This window comes from Lysinibacillus sp. GW823-FHT06C08 (assembly GCF_058795135.1).
On the sequence record NZ_JBXAHN010000013.1, the window covers coordinates 1 to 17858 of the forward strand.

Genomic DNA, 17858 nt, shown 5'->3' on the forward strand with positions numbered 1-17858 from the left:
ATAAGCAAAAAGGGAAATCGAACAGCATCGATTTCCCTTTTATCTTGAATATTAGCTAGTTTTGTCCCAGCCTCTTTCATGTTATTGAGTTAATCGTTGGATAAAAGCATCTAAATGTTCGATTGTCACATTATCGTTCACACCAAATAAATTATCACCTTTACCTACCGTAATTTTATTGGATGCAAGAATGGATACATAGCTGTTAGCCCAATGTGATCCTGGAACATCTACAAAGTTTTCTGTTGCTCCCTGTTGTTTTAAGTTGAATGCTTCTACTAACACTTTTGATAATTGACCGCGTGTAATAGGTGAACCTGGATTGAATTTCCCGTTTTCATCACCAGTAAATACACCGATTTTTTTAAGGGCTTCAGCAGCACCTGCATATTTAGAACCTGGCTTTACATCAGGAAAACTTGAATTTGTATGACTAGTATCTAATTGTAGCTTCTTAGCTAATTTAAGAGCCACTTCTCCACGTGATGAATAAATAGTAAAGTCTATTTCAGCATCTTTTACCTCTCCATAATCAGAGAAGCTCGCAACACGTTTTGCCCCCACGTAACGAGATCCCCAATAATAGGGGTCATTGATTTTATCAATTTTAACCCCTGAACTTGTAGTAGCCGAAATAAAATTGCTGTCACCTATGTAAATGCCAACGTGTGAAACACCGCTTCCCGAAGTATTAAAAAATACGAGATCGCCAGTCTTTAAATTGTCTTTAGCAATAGAAGTACCTTGTTGATATTGAGCATTTGATGTCCGTTCTAATGAAATACCTAACTTAGAAAATACTAATTGTGTATAGGCAGAACAATCAACACCTGTCTTAATATCTGTACCTCCATATTTATAAGGAGCCCCAATATATGCTTTTGCTGTATTTGTTATATCTGTATATGTAGCTGCTTGCGCATCGTGAATACCTATTCCTGTAAAGAACATAAAAGATGCAAAAATCGGTAGTAATATTTTTTTCTTCAATTAATCCTTACCCCTTTCAAAAAGCCATCGCTTTTGAACTAAAGTAAGAATATCACGAAACGGTTAGGAGTTATTTTTCAATAATATTACTGATTAACACTTTCCTATGATTCTGACATGTTATTTTTAATTGTGTAATGTATCTGCAATAATTATGGTCAATTTTACTAAAAATATATGAATTAATTGGATATTAAGGGATATAAGAGCTATTAATTATATTTATGCTAAATGTGGATGCATTCGATAATTAATATCTCTTGCTAGAAAAATATAAAAAGTTGAGATGTAATAATGAATCATCGTTATAAAAATAGGAGGGCATGGAATTATGGTCAATTTAGCTTGCTTAAGGCTATCAACAAAAGTATTCTTAGTATGATTATTGCCCAGCGGCAAATGTGCCATCTTAGGTGAAGAATTTGCAATAGATAATAACTATTCAAACTTAATAGGTTTGATCAAGGCTACATATTAACTTATTCATTTGAAAGGCAAAGTTAAAGAGAGTTATATTGTTTTTATCGCAACTTTAGCATCCATATATAGATCGAATCAGTCCGATAATCTTAGGATTACCAGGGCTGGTTTTTTGTGCAGAGAGCAGAAAGGGAAAGTAATCCTAATTTAGATAAAGCGTATTTCTAGTTATTTTAAATAGTAGCTTTAGTCAAAAACATGTAATGTCGATTCTGTTTTTGTTTAAAGTGAACAATGTTATTTAAAGGCTCCTATCCTACAATGAAATTAAGCAATTAACATAATAAAAAATAAAAAAGGAAGTGATTGAAAACGAAAGTATCTGCTTTTTTTGTGCAAAATGTTCAAAAAAAATTATCCTCTTCTTACTGTGAAATAACAGTTTGAAGAAATGTATCTCTCTTCTATAAATCTATGGAAACTAGTTAATCAACAGACGTATTCAAAAAAAATAGGAAGGAATTGATTGAAATGTTAGTCAAATTATTAGAACCATTAAATGTCTCAGATTCGATCATTGAAAAATTAGCGGAGCCGATCAAACAGGCTGGTCATGAATTTGTTTATTACAACGAGAAAACAACGGATCGTGCAGAATTAGCAAGACGTAGTGAAGGTGCAGATGTAATTATGATTGCTAATAATCCTTATCCTACAGAAGTAATTGATCAAAATGCCAATTTAAAATTAATAAATGTAGCCTTTACAGGTGTAGATCATATAGGTATCGGACAAGCGAGAAACCAAGATGTTATGGTATGTAATGCAGCTGGATATGCGAATCAAGCAGTTGCTGAATTAACAATTGGTTTAGTGTTAGATGTGTATCGTCATATCACTCAGGGTGATAAAGAAATCCATGCCGATAATTTCCCAGGAGCATTCCAAGGTAGTGAAATTAAAGGGAAGACAGTTGGTTTGATTGGTACAGGTAAGATTGGTATGATGACTGCTCGTTTGTTTAAAGCATTTGGCGCAAAAATAGTAGCTTCAGACCAATCTAGAAGAAATCCGGCAGCAGAAGTTTTGGGTATCGAATACATGGAATTAGATGAGTTATTAGCACAATCTGATATTGTGTCATTACATATACCATTACTTTCAAGCACAAAAGGATTAATCTCTAAAGAAAAATTAGAATTAATGAAGGAATCAGCTATTTTAATCAACTGTGCACGAGGCCCAATTGTTGATAATGATGCATTAGCAGATGCATTAAATGAAGGGCGAATTGCAGGAGCGGGTATTGACGTATTTGATATGGAACCGCCTATTCCTGGAGACTATAAACTATTACAAGCCAAAAATGCGATTTTAACACCTCATGTAGGCTTCCTAACGAATGAGGCAATGGAATTACGGGCTAAAATTGCATTTGATAACACAATGGCATTCATAGAGGGAAAACCTCAAAATATTATTCGCAGATAATCATTTTCTGATAAACGGTAAATAACGTGGGTATAGTTTGAAATTCGAAACAAGGAGAAAATACAATGACATTAAAACAATTAGCAAGAGAAGATTTAAAAAATCGTATTTTCCATTGGCCTGATATTCAACAGTTTAGAGAAGATAAAGCGACAAAACATATTTTTTATGAAACACCAAATACTGTTGGAGCTATATGGTGTATGCACCCAGGTCAAACTTTGCCACTTCACTCACACGAGAAAGCTGATGATATTTGGGTTGTTGTTGAAGGGACAGCAGACTATTATCCAGAATGTGGTGAAATGGTTCAAATTAAAGCTGGTGATGTTGTAGTTTCACGTGCGGGTGAAAAGCACGGAATGACTAATAATTCTAGTAGAGATTTCGTCATGTTAGGGATTGCAGGTCCGACACCAATCGGCTTTATTGCGCATAAACATCATTAAGTTAACGATCACGTCTGTTGATTAACTAGTTTTCATAGTAAAAAAGATTCCTCCTTGTAGATGCATTATCTACTACGGAGGAATCTTTCGTGCGATCACAAAGAATTGTCACACCTGAGTAAAATTTTATTTTACAATTTAGGGTTTGAGCAAAGGTGTTTGCACGTAGATTGCGATCAGTCCGATTACCTATAGGGTAGTCGGGCTTATTTTTGTTTATTTGAGCCTTCTTTACTGTGAGGAGAGTTTGCAAAGGTACAAAAACACTGAGTAGGGATCGGCAAATGAGAATGCCATAAGTCATACTTTTATAAACAATTCAAACATAGGATTTTGTCTAAAATGTGCAATGCTGGTTCTGTTTTTGTTAAAAGTGAACAATGTTATTTACGTACTCATAACCTAAAATTAAATTAAGCACTACATAAGTAAAAAAAAGAAAAATGGGAGTGTCATATTATGGGACAAACAGTTAAGAATGACCCGAATTATTACAAAAAAATCATTTTTGCACTGTGTTTAGGTTGGGTAGCTATTTGGATTTATCGTACAATACTTACACCAATATATCCACAAATTCAAGAATCGCTTGGTAATATTAGCGATACTCAAGTAGGACTTATTGCCTCTATTTATTTCTTTGCCTATACTGGTATGCAAATTCCATCAGGAATACTCGTTGATAAATTTGGACAAAAACGAGTATTAATCCCTGCGTTTATCATTTTTGCATTAGCAGCATTCGTCATTGGATCAAGCACGACAATCACTCAAGTTTATGTAGGCGCTTTAATGGCAGGTCTTTCGACAGGCTCATACTATGGTGCGGCTTTCTCTTTATCAGCTAAATATATGCCAAAAGATAAGAAAAGCTTTTCTAATGCGATCATCAACAGCGGTTCGGCATTAGGGATGGTTATTGGTCTAGTAGGCTCATCTGTATTAGTAGGTGGCCTTGAAATCCAATGGAATAACATGCTTTATATTATAGCAGTCTTCATAGTAGCTGTAATATTTGTATTTGCGTTATTTGTTAAACAAGACAAAAAAACAGCTACAAATGAAACATCTGAAGATAAGCAAACAACACAAGCCACAGTATCTCAAGGCGTAGAATTATTCTCGCTCAAAAAAATAGTTATTTATTTCGTCTATTTTGCAACATGTTATGGTTATTACATGATTGTGACATGGTTACCATCATTCCTTGTTGCAGAAAAAGGATTTGAACAAGGTTCGGTAGGATATGTAGCTGCTTTAGTTGCAGTCACAGCAGTACCTGGCGCATTGATATTTTCTAAGTATATTGACAAAAATGCACATATGCGACAGAAATTAATTATCTTCTTGTTAATTGGTGCAGCCGTAACAATTAGTTTAACCGTATTTGCACCTAACCCATCTGTCCTTTATGCAGCATTAGTTTTATATGGTTTATTAGGTAAACTTGCCATTGATCCAGTTTTAATTACCTATGTAACAGATTCAGTACCTTCCAACAGCATGGCCAAGGCCCTAGGTATCTTTAACTTCTTTGGAATGACATCGTCAGTTATTGCGCCAACTCTTACTGGTTATATTGGTGATATCACTGGTTCGAAAGTATTGGCATTCTATATTGCAGCAATACTTCTTGCAGCAGCAGCGATTTTATTCTTCCTTGTCGTGATGGTGAAAGAGAAGAAAGCAATCAATCCCCTAACTAATGAATAAAGTAAAGCTACCTATCGATGGAGGTTTAGTACATCTTCCGCTGATAGGTAGTTTTGTTTTTACTGCCCAAAGGCAGAGAGGTCTTCCCATGAAGAAGCTAATTCTGTGAGTAGAAGCTACTACATTTGCATACTCATAATTGAGGTGGGGAAGCAAGTGTTCCGGTAAAATAGGCAAAAAGAATCCCGCTAAAAAGCATTCATAACAGCTTTTTAGCGGGATTTTTAAGTTTAAAAATTTACTTTCTCTGACGCAAATAATGCTAATCGTAGATCCAATGAAATATCAGGTGATTCGATAGACTGACCTAAAATCTCTTCACATTTTTTTATACGATATTTTACCGTATTCCGATGAATAAATATATCTTCAGAAGTCTTTGTCAGATCACAATGATTCGCCAAATAGATTTTTAATGTATATTTTAGTTCTTTTTCTTTCGTCGTTTTTGGATAGGCTAATGAACCTAGTGTATACGTGATAAACGGTTTTAATTTATTTGCTGGAATGAGTTGTAACAATTCTTCTACACTTTTAGATTTATAGAGTTCGATAAATTCAACTTTACCACTTTCTGACTTATGATCAAAAGCTTCATTCGCTTCAAAATAAGAGAGTGGTAACTGTGAGAATTCAGTAACTTCATTACCAATACCGAATGACATTGTGCTATTAAAAAGTTTTTGATACTCTTTTTGGATATATTTGCAGTAATCTAAATAATATTGATGTTTAGTTTGTAATAGTATCGTAAATCGATGATTACCTGGAGATCTATAAACACTGATAGAAGGATCAATGTCAGTAAACTTATGTGTTAGCCATTCAAAAGTCATTTGATAGCGCTCATTCAAATAGATATTATTTTCCATATCCCTTTCTTGATCAATCGCACAAACGATCACTTGATAGAAATTGGATGGTTGAATAAGGTGCTTTTTTAAAAACTCAGGGTGCTGTTTGACTGAAATAAGATTATCTGGATGTTCAGACATCAATGTTTCGAAAAATCGGTTTACATCTTGTTGTTCTGCTTCTTTGATTTTACTATTTTTATAAATGGCGAGACTGAGTGTATTCACGGCTTGTTCTATGGCAAGCAAACTAAATGGATAAGTGAGCGTATTAACATTTGAAACCATCAAATAATACGGAAAATATTTAAATGCTGGAACTTCAAATATAATATGTTCTTCTTGGAAAGATGCTTTATTATTAGGTGAGATTTGCTTGGAATTAACACATCTTTTGAAGTAACTAAGATTTTTCTGAATTTGCTCTGCGTGTTCTTGGAAGTGATGGCTCATCGATTTAATTTGATGAAAAGGATTTAATAGCATCACAGGGACTCTAAGGAGTCTGCTCATTCGTTCAATCATCATTTCCAAGCTCAAACCTCTCATAAGCATTGTATTTAACTCTTGTTGGATATCTAATGCAAAATATAACTTTTCAGTTTCTTCATCCAAGATATAGGATGATATATGGTGCGTAATGGATCCGAGATTCCAACTATCAGGGATTCTAATAATGGGGAATTTTAACTTGTTTGCATATTCTATTACTTCATCATCAATTTTTTCTAAAAAGCGTGATAATTTAACGCCTATTCCAGCAACTTGTATATCATTTAATTCTCGAATGAGATCCTTTAATCCGGATTGGTCGTGTTGATAACACATACCAGTAGTGACGATAAATGAATGAGGAGCTGTGAAATTTTTAATATCAGGCGTTTCTGTAATATCGACCATTTCTACTTCTCTTTCTAAATCTCCCTCATCATTTAATAATGTTAAATCAGAAAATTGTTGGACAGACATGATTTCTTTTAATGTTGTCATAAGAGTCATCCCCTTTATATTTGTTAAATAAATCCAAAATAAGTATGTAAAACGCTACAAGGATAACCTATCACTCTGATTGTATACTATTTTTGAAGGTTATTATATAAAATTCTTTATTTTGAAATAGTAAAGAAGAATCATATGCTTGACCTAGGTCAGAATATTCTACGTGATGCTTTGTTTATAAAATATGGTTACAACAAGGATAGCATGGCTAAAGTAGCTTGAACAAAGAAGTTCACCTTTGCACAACTAAACTCTGTTAGGAATAGCTATGTTAGAAAGAAGTGACAACAATGTGAGATCAACCATACAAACCACTTGGAACCGAAATAGTGAGTGGCATAGCCTTTCTTCCTGTACTTCTATTTCTACTTAGTTTAATAATCTTTAAATTAAAAGGGATTGATGCAGAAGCAGCCGTTAATCAAATTGAGAATGAGTCAAATATCTTTCAATACAATACGATATAGCTTAGGTTTGCTCCTACTTGTATGTGTCATGACACTCGGGCTATTGTTTATCTTTTAATCATTTTAATCTGGACTATACCACATGGAAAATCTAAGTTTTTACATAGATTTACTATGTGGCTTTTGTTTTTTAGTAAGATAGAATTGATTATTTACTTTACTCACAAGCCTCCTTAAACCCTTTCCATAATCGATAGCTACGTTCTTTTTTACTCCAAGATAGTTGCTCCTTATCAAAATTTGTTTGTCTAAAGTGCATAAAAAGACCATCCATTATTGTTTATTGTGTCAATGAATGGTTATGGGGTAGGACCTATAATAAATGTGAAGAAGGAAGGAGTGAAAGAGGTATGGATATTCAATCAACTTTTGAATCGTTAGATAAGAAATTCACAGGTTTTGGTGGCTTAGAACAAGGTGGAATTACACGACTTTTATATTCTCAAGAATGGAATGATGCAGTTCGAGAACTGGAAAAAGCATTCAAAGAAGAAGGGTTAGAAGCAAGCTTTGACGATATCGGGAACTTAACTGGGCGTCTTGTTGGCAGTAAATATCCGGAAGAAACCATTTTAACAGGATCACATATCGACACAGTAGTGGAAGGTGGTCATCTAGATGGCCAATTCGGTATCTTAGCAGCACTAGCGGCTGTGAAATATTTAAAAGCTAAACATGGCCAACCACTACGCTCATTAGAAGTATTATCCCTTGCAGAAGAAGAAGGTAGTCGGTTCCCTTACACATTCTGGGGTAGCAAAAACTTCTTTAACTTAGCTAAAAAATCGGATGTTGACACAATTGCAGATGCTGAGGGCATTAAGTTCGAAGACGCGATGCGTAAATCAGGCTTCGATTATCGTAAAACTACTGACGTTCGTAATGACATCAAAGCATTTGTTGAAATTCATATTGAACAAGGTAAAGTGTTAGAGACAGAAAACAAAACAATCGGTGTTGTTAATGGCATTGTTGGTCAAAAACGCTTCACGATCAACTTAAAAGGGGAAGCAAACCACGCTGGTACTACGCCAATGTCATTACGTCGCGATACAGTTGTTGCCTATAGTGAAATTGTCTCAGATTTAACAAAACGTGCTAGAGAAATAGGGGAACCACTTGTATTAACGTTCGGTCATATCACACTTGTACCAAACACAGTAAATGTAGTTCCTGGTGAAATTACATTCTCAGTAGACTGTCGTCATATTGATCAGCAAATATTAAATGATTTTGCAGCAGAAATCGAAGACAAAATTAGATTAGTCGCTGAAGCAAATAGCATGACTTACGACATTCATTTATGGATGGATGAGGCACCAACATTGATGGACAAAAAAATCGTTCAAATCATAGAACAAGCAGCAAAGAGCAATGTAGGGAATCAATATAAAGTGATGCCATCTGGTGCAGGACATGACTCACAAATCTTTGCTCAATATGTACCAACGGCGATGTTGTTTGTACCTTCTATTGGTGGAATTAGTCACAACATTAGTGAAGAGACTAAGATAGAAGACCTTGTTAAAGGTATTGAAGTATTAAGTGATGTACTTTATGAACTAGCATATAAAGAATAAAAATTATAAAGAATAAAAATTATAAAGAATAAAAATAATGAAAAAGGAGCCAGATACTTATGGGTTACATAAATCAAGTTCAAGGATACAGAGAAGGTTTATTAGAAACACGTTCAGTCATTAAAAAAGACAATTATGCGGTAATTACACCGGATGGTCTAGTTAATAATGTTGTACCTGGTTTCAAAGATTGTGACGTAACAATCTTAGGATCCCCGCGTTTAGGTGCAAGATTTGTAGATTACTTAGTAACTGTAAAAAACCAAGGTGGAAACAAAACTGGTTTCGCTGGTGATGGTATTCAATCTTTTGTATACGTCGTTTATGGCAAAATCAATGCGTTTGCAGATGGTAAGCGATACGAATTAACAGAAGGTGGGTATTTATATGTGCCTCCACACTTACAGTTAACTTTTGAAAATAATAATAACGGTGAGGATAGCCGCTTATTCTTATATAAAAAACGTTATCAACCTCTTAAAGGACAACCTCTTAAAGGATATACACCAGAAGTCGTTACAGGTAATGTGAACGACATCGAACAAGAGGCATATGAAGGTATGAAAGAAGTATTAATTCAAGACTTATTACCAAAAGAAATTGGATATGACATGAACATTCATATTCTTTCATTCAAACCAGGTGCTTCACATGGTTACATTGAAACACACGTTCAAGAACACGGCGCTTATGTTTTAAGTGGGCGAGGCATGTACAACTTAGACAATGAATGGATGCCGGTTGATAAAGGTGATTATATTTTTATGGGCGCTTATGTACCGCAAGCAACCTATGCAATTGGTTTAGATGAACCATTCTCATACATTTATTCTAAAGATGCAAACAGAGATATTGATTTATAAAAAGGGAGTATATTATCTCCGATAGCTATCCAAAGATAAATTAGGCATCTTAGTTACAAAAGAATTTCTTAAAAAAATTCTAGATTATTTAGAATCTGAAACAAAATATTAATTAAATGAGGAGTAAACAAGATGCGTGTATCTAAAGAAGAACTTTTTAATCTAATGAAACAAAAGTTTATGAAAGCGGGATTAAATGAAGGAGCGGCACATGATGTTGCAGACGTATTAACATACGCTGATTATAGAGGTATTCACTCACATGGGGCTGTACGTGTTGAATACTATTCTGAACGGATTGCAAAAGGCGGTATTACAACCAATCCAAACTATACATTTGAACAAACAGGACCAGCATCTGCGGTCTTTAATGGGGATAATGGTCCAGGTCACCAAATAGCAAAACAAGCGATGGAAAAAGCGATTGAAATGGCTAAAAAATCAGGTGTTGCCGTTGTTGGTATGAAAAATATCTCACATAGTGGTGCATTAGGTTACTTTGTTGAAATGGCAGCAGAGCAAGATATGGTTGCTCTAAGTATGTGTCAATCAGATCCAATGGTCGTACCGTTTGGCGGAACTGAACCTTATTTTGGGACAAACCCAATTGCTTATAGTGCACCGTCTGCTGATGACCGCATCATTACATTTGATATGGCGACTACTGTCCAAGCATGGGGCAAAATCTTAGATGCAAGAAGTAAAAATGCATCGATCCCAGATACATGGGCTGTGGATGCTACTGGTGCACCTACGACGAATGCAAGAGATGTTCATGCACTCGTGCCAATTGCAGGTCCAAAAGGATACGGGTTGATGATGATGGTAGATATTTTATCAGGTAGTCTTCTAGGAGTCCCACATGGTATACATGTGTCTTCTATGTATCAAGACTTAACTAAAGGACGCGATTTAGGTCAAATTCATATCGTCATTAACCCTGCTTATTTCACAGATTTGAATGCTTTCAAGCTACAAATTACAACAATGCTCAATGAATTAAAAACACAGCCAGCGGCAGAGGGCTATGGAGAAATTTATTATCCAGGTGAACGCGGTGTATTAAGAAGTAAAGAATATGATAAGGAAGGTATTGAAATCGTAGACGACATTTACAACTATCTTGTGTCAGACGACGTTCATTACGATCGTTATCATGGAAAAAATAGATTTGCAGAATAATAAATTGGAGGATCATCATGTTATACACAATTATAAAAGAAAACACTTATAAAGACTCCATCGTGTTAATGCTTTTATCCAACAAGTTGTCTGCAATTGATGGTGTAAACAAAGTTTCGATCATGATGGGAACACCAGCGAACAAAGACATTTTTAAATCTTCTGGCTTAGGCACGGATGAATTAGAAAAAGCAAAGCCAAATGATATCGTCATCGTTGTAGATACAGATCAAGAAGAAAAAGTAGACGAAGTGAAAGAAGAAGTAGAGATCGCTTTAAAAGGTGATTCAGATTCACAAAATACGTCTAAAGGTCAAGAAGCTCATAACTGGAAACGTGCAATGGAGCTTGCGAACAATCCAAATTTAGCATTAATTTCAATTCCTGGTCAATATGCTGCAATGGAAGCGGAAAACGCATTGAACGAAGGTTTACATGTGTTCATGTTTAGTGACAATGTTTCAAAAGAAGACGAAGTGAAACTGAAACAAAAAGCGCATGAAAAAGGTTTATTAGTGATGGGTCCAGACTGCGGTACGGCACTTATTCACGGCGTCCCTCTTGCTTTTACCAATAACGTAAACGAAGGTGATATCGGTATTGTTGGGGCATCAGGTACAGGGATCCAAGAAGTAACAACAATTATTGACCGTTTTGGTAAAGGTGTTACAAACGCTCTTGGTACAGGTGGACGTGATTTATCGACGGAAGTTGGTGCCATCACGATGTTAGATAGCATCAAAGCGTTAAATCAAGATCCGAAAGTAAAAGTAATTACAGTGATCTCCAAACCACCTGCAGAGGAAGTACAACGCAAAGTATTAAATTTATTAAGAAATATTGATAAACCAGTTGTTACGCTATTTTTAGGTGACAAACCTTCGTATCAAGAAGAGAATATCTATCATGCTTACACACTTGAAGAAGCAGCAGTTGTAGCTGTCCAATTATCAAATGGTGACAAACCGAATTTTGAACCAACAACAGCCGATGTAAACGTTGTATTAAAAGAATCACAAGTTGGTATTAAAGGTTATTATTCTGGCGGTACTTTGGCATCTGAGGCGGCTATGCTAGTGAGAGATGCTTTTAAAGATACAATGACTGAAGAGAAAAGCGAAAGCTATGTTTTAAAAACAAACACTCATAAAATCATTGATTTAGGTGATGATGTTTATACAAAAGGTAAACCACATCCAATGATTGACCCTGAAAAACGTATCGAAATGCTTGAAAAATCTATGAACGACCCTGCAACTGCAGTCATTATGATTGATAACGTGATCGGTAACGGTGGTCATGAAGATATGGCTAGTGAACTAGCACCAACAATCAAACGTATTTTGGATAGTGCATGTCAACAAGGTCGTCAACTTGCAGTGCTTGCAACGGTTGTAGGTACAGCACAGGACACTCAAGGGTACGATAAACAAATTGCCATTTTAAAAGAGAGTGGTGCAATTATTTGTAAGACAAACGATCAAATGGTCCGCACAGCTATCCAACTTGTAGGCGGTAAAGTGGAACAACCAATTACTGATGTACAAAAATTTAACTATACAGAAGAAAGCTTAGTAGTGGATGAGAAAATTATGTCCTTTATCAATATGAAACCAAGCGTTATCAATATTGGGCTAAAAAGCTTTACGGAAGCTGTTCAAAACAGTGGCTCAGAGTGTGTTCAATTTAACTGGCGCCCAATTGCTGGTGGCGATGAGAAGTTAATGAAAGTACTTCAATTCTTAAACTATTATGAAGGAGGTACAATCTAATGGGATACAAAACAATAAATGAAGCGAACGAAGCCGTTATCCAGAAGATCATAGCAGCGGCACCATTTTTAACGGATGTTGTACCTGCTAAATCTGTGATTCCTGAATTAGAAGAGTACGTGTTATTACATGCTGGACCTCCAATTAAATATGAAAACATGACAGATCCTATGCAAGGTTCCTGTGTTGGCGCAATCCTTTTTGAAGGATGGGCAGAAGACGAAAAGAATGCACGAGAATTACTTGAAAACAATCAAATCAAATTCATTCCATGTCACCATGTAAATGCAGTTGGACCAATGGGTGGTATTACTTCACCTAACATGCCAGTCCTTGTTGTTATTAACAAGGAGAGTGGTAACGAAGCGTATTGTCAAATGAACGAAGGGATTGGTGCCGTATTACGCTTCGGCGCTTATAATGAGCAAGTCATCAATCGTTTACACTGGATGAAAGATGTATTAGGTCCCGTATTAAGTAAAGCCCTAAAAACACTTGATGGAGGCTTGAACGTCAACGTATTGATTGCTAAAGCTATTGCAATGGGTGATGAGTTCCACCAGCGTAATATTGCAGCTTCACTTGCATTTTTAAAAGAACTATCTCCAATCATTTCTTCATTAGATGACGTTGAAAAAGATCAACGTACAGAAGTAATCCAATTCTTAGCTGACACAGACCAATTTTTCTTAAATATTGCTATGGCAACTGGCAAAGCGATGATGGATGCTGCACGTACAATCGAACACGGTACAGTCGTTACCGCAATGTGCCGAAACGGTGAAAACTTTGGTATCCGTATTGCTGGTATGGGAGACGAATGGTTTACTGGTCCTGTGAATACCCCGCAAGGATTATATTTCACTGGTTACTCAGCAGAAGATGCAAACACAGATATCGGTGATTCAGCGATTACAGAAACAATCGGTGTCGGAGGTATGGCGATGATTGCAGCACCTGCAGTAACACGCTTTGTTGGTTCGGGTGGATTTAATGATGCACTTGAAACAAGTAATCAAATGACAGAGATCTGTATTAGCGAAAACCCGAACTTTGTCATCCCAACTTGGGACTTTAAAGGCGCATGTTTAGGTATCGATGCACGGAAAGTTGTTGAAACAGGGATCACACCAGTTATCAACACTGGTATTGCCCATAAAATTGCGGGGTACGGACAAATTGGTGCCGGTACAGTACATCCGCCAATCGAATGTTTTGAGAAAGCTATCACAGCATATGCTCAAAAGCTAGGATTTAAAGGATGATTTTACAAGCAAGTGCGGTTGGTTCAATCGCACTTCAATTATTGAATGATGAAAAAACCTTTACCGTGCACAGTATGTTTGAAAAAGGTTTAAATATGGTTGATCAAGATGGCGAATTGATATTTGTTGGTACAGATGAAAATGGGACATTTCCGTTTGGGATCTTACTTGATCCTCAAACGCGACAAACTGTAAAGACCAATATTAAGGTAGGCGATACATTAATGTTTCGCAATAATCGTCTTTTTCATAATCGCTTCCAAATGGTGTTTAATGTAAAAATAATACCGTTAGATATGGATTTTGAACATGCAAATATAAATAAATTGAAAGAAAATTTTCAATACATTTCCTTTACATCCTATGAATCATCAGATTTTGAACGAGCACGTGTATTATCCTTGATTAATCGATTACAAGATCCAACGCAAAATCTTGACAAGACATTCCGTTATTTTATTGGGCGTGGACATGGTTTAACGCCAACAGGTGATGATATACTAGTCGGCATATTGTACGGACATTTTATTAAAAATTTTATCGAACATAAGCATCTAGAAACACTAAAAGCACTTATCAAGGAACCTTTAACAACCATTGTCAGTAAGCGTTTCTTAACCTGTGCTATAGACGGTGTATTTAGTTCGAAGATTACAGCATTGCAACATGATCCATCTTTAGAAAGCATGAACAGGCTTATAGAAGTAGGATCATCTTCTGGAATGGATACGTTATATGGCATCTACTTGTCATTAACTAAGGAGTGAAAGAAATGGGAAAAAGTGTAGTTATTGCTTTAGGTGGTAATGCCATTTTACAGCCAAAACAAGAAGCAACTTATGATAATCAATTCAAAAATGTAGTGTCGGCAACAGGCCATATGGTAGAAATTCGAGAAGCGGGTCATAATATCGTCATTACACATGGTAATGGTCCGCAAGTGGGGAATATCATTGCCCAAAATGAAGCTGCAAAAAATGTAGTCGAACCACTACCAATTTATGTTTGTAACGCAGAATCACAAGGTTTCATAGGTTATATGATGGAAACAGCTTTAAAAAACCATATGAAAGAACGTGGCATTACTACAAATGTGGTTACATTGCTAACGATGGTTGAAGTGGACAGGGATGATCAAGCTTTTAAAAATCCGACTAAACCAATCGGTGTATTTTTCTCAGAAGAAGAAGCACATCGTTTAGAAGAACAAGGCTTTACTATGGCAGAAGATGCAGGGCGGGGATATAGACGCGTTGTCCCTTCACCAGAACCAAAAGTGATTCACGGAATAGATGAAATTAAACGTTTAATTGATGAAACGATTGTTATTTCTTCTGGTGGTGGTGGTATACCAGTATATCGTGAAGACAGTGGTCAATTACATGGTATTGAAGCAGTCATTGACAAAGATCGGTCAGGATTAAAGCTAGCACAACAAGTGAATGCGGAAGTTTTCATGATGCTAACAGATGTACCAAATGTCTATATTAATTTCGGTAAAGAAAATGAGCAAAAGCTAAGCCACATTACCGTAGCTGAAGCTGAACGGTATGTTGCAGAAGGACAATTCCCGGCAGGTAGTATGTTACCTAAAATGCAAGCAGCTATAGAGTTTGCAAAATTAGGGAAAGAGTCAATCATTTGTTCAATCGATCAAGCAGTAGCTGCATTAAATGGAAAAGCAGGTACACGAATAACAAAATAAGTTTAAAGTATGGTTCAAGGACCATCATCCATTAAGTTTGCAAAGTCATGACGTGAGTAATCACGGACTATAGACGTTGCAAACTTTTTGACTTTCTTACTATTTTTTTACAAAACCTTCATTAAGCAAACGGGCTCGATTCTGTAGCAAGAATTGCGCTTTTTCTTTTTTTGAGGGGGATTTTATAGTGTATGAAAACAGTGATTTATTAGTTATTAGTGTATATTTGGGAAAAATCTGATAAAATTTATATAATTATCATAAGAAGGAGGCAGAATATTATGAAAATCGCTAACATATTTAACGGGGTGAATCTATTTTAAGGGATGAGCGTAGAACAAGGAAAAGTTGAATTTTTTACGGATAAAAAAGATTAAGTTGAACGTCTATTTCTGAAATAATTGGTACTAATCAATAGATTAATTAATGGAATAAGATGATTCAATAGAAAAAAATTAATAAATACTGGAGGGTTGCCCATGGATAAAAATGAATTAATATCACTATTCCACAAAGAACTTCGACAAGAAGCTCAAGTAAAAGGTTACATAAGAGAGGAAACGGGGCATGTCGTGCGCCACATTTCACAGTTTGGTGAAAATGGGTTCATTGTCTCATCTAATGTAAACGAAGGCAATGTAAGAGAAATTATTAAGAACGAGTTAAACTATTTTAGTAACTTTGAGCAGGATTTTGAGTGGAAAGTATATAGCTACGACAAGCCTGATAGTTTGAAAGATATTCTTAAACAAGAAGGATTCACAATAGATGATCCTGAAGCACTAATGGTCATGAAGTTAGATAATCAGCACCCCTTGCTTAACAATGATCAACACTTCGACTTAAAGGAAATAACGGATGAACAAGGCATTCAAGACATTATTGTTCTAGAAGATGCCATCTGGAATGTACCGCATGCTGAGCTGGGAGAAAGACTTTGGAGAGATAAACAGAATGATCCTGAATCCCTATACCTTTATGGAATTTATGAAGATGGTCAGCTTGTAAGTGCTGCTTGGATGTACTTAGAGAAAAACTCCTCCTTTGCTAGCTTATGGGGAGGTTCAACGCTACCGTTGTCCCGAGGAAAAGGTTACTATACAGCGCTTTTAGCAATTCGAGCAAAAAAGGCATATGAAAATGGGCATCCTATCCTTACGGTTGACGCCAGTCCGATGAGTAGACCTATCCTAGAAAAGTGCGGTTTTCTATGTCTTGCATACTCTTATGGCTGCCAGTCACCTTCTACCAAGTAGTAGGGCCTCATATTAAAAAACTAGCGAATAGAAGCTCGTAGGATAAGTTCGTCAGGTAATCCTAATCCTGGTTGAAATTGTAGTCGATGGAGTTTATGTGCGCAGAAAGGGAATAAATGCTATCAGTGTTCAAGGAGAGAATCACTGAACACCCTTATCCAAAGTGTTAGCAAAAAACCTATTGAAGGAAGTTTAACAATTAATCCAATAAAACCATTGCAGAAGAATTCTGGTCAATCCATATGACTACGGTAGCAGCAGTGACGTTTTATTCAGATAAAGATAGCTGATAGTTATGACGATTGACTTCGTTATTGAATAAAAAGTGTTCGATTTTTTCGAATAAATCTTTTAATAGCATAGCAATTACTATGTGGAAAATTTGTTTATTACAAATGAAATAGTAATAAACAACATGGAGCCGATAGGGCAGACTAATGGAATTAAGTTTAGTATTTTTTTAAAACTACATCAAGTTCTATGTGTAACATATCGCTTAAAAATTGCAAAATACCTCATGAAGCAACCCGTCCTAGATTAGAACGGGTTAGTTTCACGGAAATTATAAAATTAAATAGTTATATTGTCTCTTTATATTACTTCATCTGGTGGTTGTGTCTTTCTCCAGCCATAAAACTGCATGACGTCTTTTGATCATATAAATCATTTCAATTCCCACCTTTCATGTTTTTTAATGAAGAAAATTAATATTGACGAAGACGAATATAATTTTCTACTTTTCTTCGGTTCTCTTCAAAGATTTTTTTCGCATTTTCATTATGAAGTGCTTTCTCAAGAGAGTTCTCACGTTTTGTAATAGTTATCGTGAGAGCAAAAAAGTTTAATATCATT

The 17858-nt window shown here is 35.7% G+C and carries 14 protein-coding genes; 11 read left to right on the forward strand and 3 right to left on the reverse strand.

The window, feature by feature from the left end; translation table 11 throughout:
• Positions 1–81: 81 nt before the first annotated feature.
• Positions 82–990 (reverse strand): C40 family peptidase, encoded by a 909-nt coding sequence (locus AC1Q6O_RS21180; RefSeq protein WP_090001490.1) that lies wholly within the window; start codon positions 988–990, stop codon positions 82–84.
• A gap of 951 nt (positions 991–1941) precedes the next feature.
• On the opposite strand from AC1Q6O_RS21180, the gene AC1Q6O_RS21185 reads away from it, so the two are divergent.
• The 3 genes from AC1Q6O_RS21185 to AC1Q6O_RS21195 all read left to right on the forward strand — a co-directional run bounded on the left by AC1Q6O_RS21185 (position 1942) and on the right by AC1Q6O_RS21195 (position 5063).
• Positions 1942–2901, forward strand: coding sequence for a 2-hydroxyacid dehydrogenase (locus tag AC1Q6O_RS21185; protein WP_492402145.1), 960 nt, complete (start codon positions 1942–1944; stop codon positions 2899–2901).
• Between the two features lie 65 nt (positions 2902–2966).
• Positions 2967–3350, forward strand: a complete 384-nt coding sequence (locus tag AC1Q6O_RS21190) for a cupin domain-containing protein (protein ID WP_008177563.1) — start codon at positions 2967–2969, stop codon at positions 3348–3350.
• 459 nt (positions 3351–3809) lie between these two features.
• Positions 3810–5063 (forward strand): MFS transporter, encoded by a 1254-nt coding sequence (locus tag AC1Q6O_RS21195; protein WP_008177559.1) that lies wholly within the window; start codon positions 3810–3812, stop codon positions 5061–5063.
• A 230-nt stretch (positions 5064–5293) separates the two neighbouring features.
• On the opposite strand, the gene AC1Q6O_RS21200 is transcribed toward AC1Q6O_RS21195, so the two are convergent.
• The gene (locus tag AC1Q6O_RS21200) at positions 5294–6907 is read right to left on the reverse strand and encodes a PucR family transcriptional regulator (protein ID WP_008177556.1); all 1614 of its coding nucleotides are present in this window, start codon (positions 6905–6907) and stop codon (positions 5294–5296) included.
• An 826-nt stretch (positions 6908–7733) separates the two neighbouring features.
• Here AC1Q6O_RS21200 and allC point away from each other — a divergent pair.
• The 8 genes from allC (at position 7734) to AC1Q6O_RS21240 (ending at position 17006) form a co-directional block, all read left to right on the forward strand.
• Positions 7734–8963, forward strand: coding sequence for an allantoate deiminase (allC, locus tag AC1Q6O_RS21205; protein WP_090001487.1), 1230 nt, complete (start codon positions 7734–7736; stop codon positions 8961–8963).
• A 59-nt stretch (positions 8964–9022) separates the two neighbouring features.
• Positions 9023–9826, forward strand: a complete 804-nt coding sequence (gene allE / locus AC1Q6O_RS21210) for a (S)-ureidoglycine aminohydrolase (protein WP_008177550.1) — start codon at positions 9023–9025, stop codon at positions 9824–9826.
• A gap of 132 nt (positions 9827–9958) precedes the next feature.
• Positions 9959–11008 (forward strand): ureidoglycolate dehydrogenase, encoded by a 1050-nt coding sequence (allD, locus tag AC1Q6O_RS21215; protein ID WP_008177548.1) that lies wholly within the window; start codon positions 9959–9961, stop codon positions 11006–11008.
• A gap of 17 nt (positions 11009–11025) precedes the next feature.
• Positions 11026–12780, forward strand: a complete 1755-nt coding sequence (locus AC1Q6O_RS21220) for an acyl-CoA synthetase FdrA (protein WP_492402149.1) — start codon at positions 11026–11028, stop codon at positions 12778–12780.
• Positions 12780–14045: a YlbE family protein gene (locus AC1Q6O_RS21225; RefSeq protein ID WP_090001485.1), complete on the forward strand. Its 1266-nt coding sequence runs from the start codon at positions 12780–12782 to the stop codon at positions 14043–14045. Before AC1Q6O_RS21220 ends, AC1Q6O_RS21225 begins: the two co-directional genes overlap by 1 nt.
• Positions 14042–14812, forward strand: coding sequence for an oxamate carbamoyltransferase subunit AllH family protein (locus AC1Q6O_RS21230; RefSeq protein ID WP_008177542.1), 771 nt, complete (start codon positions 14042–14044; stop codon positions 14810–14812). Before AC1Q6O_RS21225 ends, AC1Q6O_RS21230 begins: the two co-directional genes overlap by 4 nt.
• A gap of 5 nt (positions 14813–14817) precedes the next feature.
• Positions 14818–15750, forward strand: coding sequence for a carbamate kinase (arcC, locus tag AC1Q6O_RS21235; RefSeq protein ID WP_090001481.1), 933 nt, complete (start codon positions 14818–14820; stop codon positions 15748–15750).
• Positions 15751–16229: 479 nt separating this feature from the next.
• Positions 16230–17006 (forward strand): GNAT family N-acetyltransferase, encoded by a 777-nt coding sequence (locus AC1Q6O_RS21240; protein ID WP_008177538.1) that lies wholly within the window; start codon positions 16230–16232, stop codon positions 17004–17006.
• Positions 17007–17710: 704 nt separating this feature from the next.
• Here the strand turns inward: AC1Q6O_RS21240 and AC1Q6O_RS21245 are convergent.
• Positions 17711–17857: a YrzI family small protein gene (locus AC1Q6O_RS21245; protein ID WP_008177535.1), complete on the reverse strand. Its 147-nt coding sequence runs from the start codon at positions 17855–17857 to the stop codon at positions 17711–17713.
• Position 17858: the final 1 nt, after the last annotated feature.

Coding starts and splice junctions, on each gene's coding strand:
- AC1Q6O_RS21220 (WP_492402149.1), top strand. CDS start 11,026: ATGTTATACACAATTATAAAAGAAAACACTTATAAAGACTCCATCGTG.
- AC1Q6O_RS21225 (WP_090001485.1), top strand. CDS start 12,780: ATGGGATACAAAACAATAAATGAAGCGAACGAAGCCGTTATCCAGAAG.
- AC1Q6O_RS21195 (WP_008177559.1), top strand. CDS start 3,810: ATGGGACAAACAGTTAAGAATGACCCGAATTATTACAAAAAAATCATT.
- allE (WP_008177550.1), top strand. CDS start 9,023: ATGGGTTACATAAATCAAGTTCAAGGATACAGAGAAGGTTTATTAGAA.
- arcC (WP_090001481.1), top strand. CDS start 14,818: ATGGGAAAAAGTGTAGTTATTGCTTTAGGTGGTAATGCCATTTTACAG.
- AC1Q6O_RS21240 (WP_008177538.1), top strand. CDS start 16,230: ATGGATAAAAATGAATTAATATCACTATTCCACAAAGAACTTCGACAA.
- allC (WP_090001487.1), top strand. CDS start 7,734: ATGGATATTCAATCAACTTTTGAATCGTTAGATAAGAAATTCACAGGT.
- AC1Q6O_RS21185 (WP_492402145.1), top strand. CDS start 1,942: ATGTTAGTCAAATTATTAGAACCATTAAATGTCTCAGATTCGATCATT.
- AC1Q6O_RS21190 (WP_008177563.1), top strand. CDS start 2,967: ATGACATTAAAACAATTAGCAAGAGAAGATTTAAAAAATCGTATTTTC.
- allD (WP_008177548.1), top strand. CDS start 9,959: ATGCGTGTATCTAAAGAAGAACTTTTTAATCTAATGAAACAAAAGTTT.
- AC1Q6O_RS21230 (WP_008177542.1), top strand. CDS start 14,042: ATGATTTTACAAGCAAGTGCGGTTGGTTCAATCGCACTTCAATTATTG.
- AC1Q6O_RS21245 (WP_008177535.1), bottom strand. CDS start 17,857: ATGATATTAAACTTTTTTGCTCTCACGATAACTATTACAAAACGTGAG.
- AC1Q6O_RS21200 (WP_008177556.1), bottom strand. CDS start 6,907: ATGACAACATTAAAAGAAATCATGTCTGTCCAACAATTTTCTGATTTA.